Below are 4,428 nucleotides of genomic sequence, written 5' to 3'. Positions count from 1 at the left end.
CCGACGACGAGCCCGGCCGCGCCCGCGGCGCCGGCCGTGCCCAGCAGACGGCGCCGGGACACCCCGGCGGGGGCGGTGTGCCGGTCCTGCGGTGTATCGGGGGATTCAGGGGTTTCGGGGGCCTTCGGGGCCTGCCGAGTGGTCATTGTGCGACCTTCACGTTCCTGGTCTCCGTCACCTGGTCGATGTCGGAGGTGCGTACGGTCAGGGAGAGCAGCCACTTCCCGGCCATGGGGAGCTGCACGCTCTGGGCGCTCCAGTGTCCGGTGGAGCGGTGCTTGAGGGGGATCGACAGCGGGCCCAGGCCCTTCTGCTTGAGCGTCAGGGAGACCTTCACCTCCGGCACGTCGATCGGGCGGTCGGCGAAGTCGCTGATGAAGACGTTGAGGGCGTTGTCGCCGGGCAGCGCCGGGTCGAGCATGACGATGGCCTTGCCGCGCCCGCTCTTGGGGCCGGTGTTGTACGGGATCGACACGCTCACCGGATCGACGTTCAGCCCACCGGGGTCCGCGGCCGCGGCCGCGGGCTTCCCGGTCTCCGCCCGGCCCGGCTGGGTGCCGCTCAGCACGGTGGTCACCGCGAGCAGCACGGCGGCCACGACGGTCTCGGCGATCACGGAGCGGCGCAGTCCGCTGCGCTGCGGGTCGGCGTCGCGCTCCCGCTGGGCGGCGGTCTTGTCCTTGGCAGCGCGCTGACGGGCGAGCTGGGCGGCGCGTACGGGGTCGTCGTCCGCCCCCTCACCGTCCCCGGTCTTCGCCGGGACGCCGCCCTTGTCGCCGGACGCGGCTGCCTCACCGGACGCGGAGTCCGCGGGGGACTCCGCGCCGGAACCCTCGCCGGAGCTGTCGTCCGAGCCGGAGTCGGCTCCGGCGGCGCCGGTACGGACCGGCTCCTTCACCACCGCCTTGGCCTCCGTCCGGACCTCCGCTTCCGCCGCCACCTGTGCCTTCTCCGCGCTTCCGGCGTCCGTCAGGCGGGCGGTCCAGCGGCGCGAGACGGCGGCGATGCCGACGAGCACCGCCACCAGCGCCACCTTGATCAGCAGCCACCGCCCGTACTCGGTGCCGGTGAGCGCCTTCCAGGAGCCGACCTGCCGCCACGACTGGTACAGCCCGGTGAGGACCAGGGCGATGACGGAGCCGAAGGCGAGCCGGGAGAAGCGGAGCACGGCCGCCCGCTCGATCGGCACGCCCGCGCGGAGCGTGACCGCGAGCGAGGCCAGACCGCCCAGCCACACCCCGACCGCGACCAGGTGGATCACGTCGACCGGCATGGCCAGCTGCCGCTGGATACCGACCGAGGCGTGCTCGGCCATGGCCCAGGTCGCGGCGAGGCCCACCGTGGCGACGACGCCGCCGAAGCCGAGCCCGAAGGCGAGGTCCTGGCGCCGCTTGGCGTCTTCCTCGGCCGCCTCGGTGCGGCGGGTGTACGAGCCGAAGAGCACGGCCAGGAAGACGGCGGCCACGCCGAGCAGCAGCAGCCGGGACAGCAGCGCCGCGCCCGGCTTGGTGTCGAGGACGTCGCCGAGCCCGCCGAGGTCGAAGACCGTGCCGAGCCCCTCGGAGTTGGCGTAGGGCCCGCGCAGCAGCAACAGCAGCAGGGTGGCGCCGAAGAGCGTCGCCCAGCCGCCGACGGCGATCTTCCGGACCGGGCGGGAGGAGCGGCACACCCCGGCGAACACGCTAGCGCCGACCAGCGCCGCGAAGCCGCCGTAGGCTGCGTACCGCCCGATGCCGTACAGGGCCGTGACCGTGCTGTCGCCGCCCTCGCCCGTCGGCGCCTTGACCGAGGTCTTGGACGGGGCGCCGATGGAGAAGGTGAACGCGCCGCTCACCGGGTGGCTGTCCTCCGAGACCGCCTTCCACGCCACCGTGTAGGTGCCGTCGGACAGCCCGGAGCGCAGCGCGACCGACGCGGTCGACGACTTGCCGCCCACGTGCGCCGCCTTCCCGGCGTCCACGCGCTTGCCCTTGGGGTCCAGGACGCGCACCGCGTCCCGGCCGAGCAGCACGCCCTCCGTGAAGGTGAGCGAGACGTCCGACGGCGCGGACTTCACCACCGCACCCTCACCGGGGCTGGTGGAGGTGAGCGCGGCGTGCGCGGACGCGGGTCCGGCGCCGAAGCTCAGCGCGCACAGCAGCGAGGCGAGCAGCGTGCCGAGGACCGACAGCAGCCGCCGGGCGGTGACGGAGATCCGGGCACCGGGCCGGGGCCGGGCGGTCGGGGAGGTCAGCGAGGGCATCGGCTGTCAGTCCTTGGGACGGTACGTCATCGGCTCGACCGGGACCTTGATCGTGACGGGGTCGGAGGTGGCGAAGTGCAGGGTGAATTCGACCTTCTCACCGACCTTCGGACGGTGGACCAGTTTTGTCAGCATCAGATGATCGCCGCCGCTGGTCAGCTTCAGTGCGCCGTCCGCGGGCACGTCGAGCGAGCCGACCTGCTTCATCTGGGTGCCCTTGGTGGTGTGCATCGTGACGTCGTGGGCGAGCGGGGTGGTGACGGACGTCAGCTTGTCCGCGCCGCCCCCCTTGTTGGTCACGGTCAGGAAGCCCGCCGCCATGTCGGCCATCGCGGGCCGCGGGATGTAGGCGCCGCCGACGGACAGCTCGGGGCGGTCCCCGCTGCCGCCCTCGTCGCCGCAGGCGGCGAGCGTGCCGGTCAGTCCGAGGGCGAGGGCGGCAGCGGCGGCGGCCCGGTGCCGGGCGGTCACGGGTTCTCCCCCTTGATGATCTTCGGGAGGTCCTTGGCGTACTGCTGAGGCGAGGTCGACGTGGTGTAGATCCAGTGGCCCTTGTCGTCCTTGGGCGAGAAACCCATCACCTGGGCGCCGTGGTTGACGATGACGCTGCCGTCCTTCTCCTTCTTCGGCTTCTCGATGAAGATGCCGAGTGGCTTGGCCCCGGCCTGGATGGTGTCGAAGTCGCCGGTCAGCCCGACGAAGTCCTTGCCGCCCTGGGCGTCCAGCCACTTCCGCATCCGCTGCGGGGTGTCGCGCTCCGGGTCGGTGGTGACGAACACGACCCGCAGCTTCTCCCGCTCGGCCTTGGACAGCTTCGACACGGCGATGCCGAGGTTGCTCATGGTCAGCGGACAGACGTCCGGGCAGTGGGTGTAGCCGAAGAAGACCAGGGTCGGGCGGCCCTTGGTCTCTTTGAGCAGGTCGTACTTCTTGCCCTCGGTGTCGGTGAGGACCAGGTCGGGCTTGGTCTTGGCGTCGTTGTTCAGGACGATCGCCTGTCCCGTCTTCCGGCCGCCCGAGACGCTGGCGGCGCTGTCCCCCTTGTCACCGCCGTCGCCGGAGCCGCCGCAGGCGGTGAGGGTGAGCGCCGCGGCGACGACGAGGGCGGAGCCCAGGATCTTGGTGCGCATGGAGCTGTTCTCCAAAGAGATCGTTGGATCGGTGCTGCGTGACGGCGGCGGGCCCGTGGCCGCCGCCGTCACGCGGGGTACCGGCTGGTCAGGCTGGTCGGCTCTGGTCAGGCGGAGCGGCGGCGGCCCGCGAGGACACCGAAGGTGACCCCGGCGGCGCCGATGACGATGCCCGCGATGCCCAGCACCCGTGCGGTGGTGTCGGTGCCGTCGTCGTCCGACTCCGACGCGGTCTTCGCCGTGTCGCCGGACGCCGTGGCCTTCGTCCCCTCCGCGTCACCCGCGCTCGCGGAGCCGTGCCCGTGCGAGCCCTCGGCCGCGTCGGTGAGCTCGAGGACCGGCGCCGGGTTCTCGGGCTCGGGCGCGCCCTCCTTCGGCTCCTCGATCCAGCGCACGACCTGCTTGTCGTCGTACGTCTGGAGGGCCTTGAAGGCGAGCTGGTCGGCGTCCTTCGGCAGCGGGCCGACCGAGACCGGGAACTGCTGGAACATGCCCGGCTCGATCTTTCCGCCGGTCCAGGTGATCTTGGTGACCGCCTCGGTCACCTTGCCGTCGTCCGTCTCGATGGGCTTGGGCAGCTTGGACTTGGTGACCTTCACGTCCCAGCCGGGCACCGGCTGGGGCATGACGGAGGCGAGCGGATGGTCGGTGGGCAGGTTGACCTCGAGCTTGACCGTCGAGGAGTCGTCCCGCTCGTTGGGCACCTTGAAGTCGACGGTGCTGTAGCCGCCCTTCTCGGCCCGCTCCGGCTGCACGGTGACGTGCGCGAAGGCGGGGCCCGCGGCGAGCAGCACCAGGGCGCCCGCGGTGAGACCTCCGAGAACCGGCAGACGACGACGCTTGGCGTTCATGTCAAACGCTCCAGATGAGGAGTGATCGGTGAGGTGGCGCGCGTGCGGCTCCGGCACGGCCACCCTCCGGTCCCGCTGGAGGAGTGTCGCGTCAGGCCGCGAGGTCGTACGCCGGAGGACCCCGCCTGATCACGCTGTGCTGGAGGACGACGGCCGTCGTCCCGCCCTCGTCCGCCCCGTCCATGCGCGGGCGGGGCGGACGAGG

The 4,428-nt window shown here is 72.2% G+C and carries 4 protein-coding genes; all 4 read right to left on the bottom strand.

The features are described 5' to 3' along the window. Positions 1-142 precede the first annotated feature (142 nt). The 4 genes from EEJ42_RS33740 to EEJ42_RS33725 all read right to left on the bottom strand — a co-directional run bounded on the left by EEJ42_RS33740 (position 143) and on the right by EEJ42_RS33725 (position 4,223). Positions 143-2,242 (bottom strand): copper resistance CopC/CopD family protein, encoded by a 2,100-nt coding sequence (locus EEJ42_RS33740; RefSeq protein WP_123105863.1) that lies wholly within the window; start codon positions 2,240-2,242, stop codon positions 143-145. A 6-nt stretch (positions 2,243-2,248) separates the two neighbouring features. Further along, positions 2,249-2,713, bottom strand: coding sequence for a copper chaperone PCu(A)C (locus tag EEJ42_RS33735; RefSeq protein ID WP_123105861.1), 465 nt, complete (start codon positions 2,711-2,713; stop codon positions 2,249-2,251). Beyond that, positions 2,710-3,372: an SCO family protein gene (locus EEJ42_RS33730; RefSeq protein WP_123105859.1), complete on the bottom strand. Its 663-nt coding sequence runs from the start codon at positions 3,370-3,372 to the stop codon at positions 2,710-2,712. Before EEJ42_RS33730 ends, EEJ42_RS33735 begins: the two co-directional genes overlap by 4 nt. A gap of 107 nt (positions 3,373-3,479) precedes the next feature. Continuing rightward, on the bottom strand, positions 3,480-4,223 hold the full coding sequence (locus EEJ42_RS33725; RefSeq protein ID WP_123105857.1) for a YcnI family copper-binding membrane protein: 744 nt from the start codon (positions 4,221-4,223) through the stop codon (positions 3,480-3,482). Positions 4,224-4,428: the final 205 nt, after the last annotated feature.

It is taken from the genome of Streptomyces botrytidirepellens (genome assembly GCF_003721215.1).
GTDB lineage: Bacteria > Actinomycetota > Actinomycetes > Streptomycetales > Streptomycetaceae > Streptomyces > Streptomyces himastatinicus.
The sequence above is the reverse complement of the archived record's forward strand: the minus strand, read 5'-3'. Positions and strand labels throughout refer to the sequence as shown.

Bases quoted from the DNA above. Each gene is read 5' to 3' on its own strand.
- EEJ42_RS33740 (WP_123105863.1), bottom strand. From the start codon at position 2,242: ATGCCCTCGCTGACCTCCCCGACCGCCCGGCCCCGGCCCGGTGCCCGG.
- EEJ42_RS33730 (WP_123105859.1), bottom strand. From the start codon at position 3,372: ATGCGCACCAAGATCCTGGGCTCCGCCCTCGTCGTCGCCGCGGCGCTC.
- EEJ42_RS33725 (WP_123105857.1), bottom strand. From the start codon at position 4,223: ATGAACGCCAAGCGTCGTCGTCTGCCGGTTCTCGGAGGTCTCACCGCG.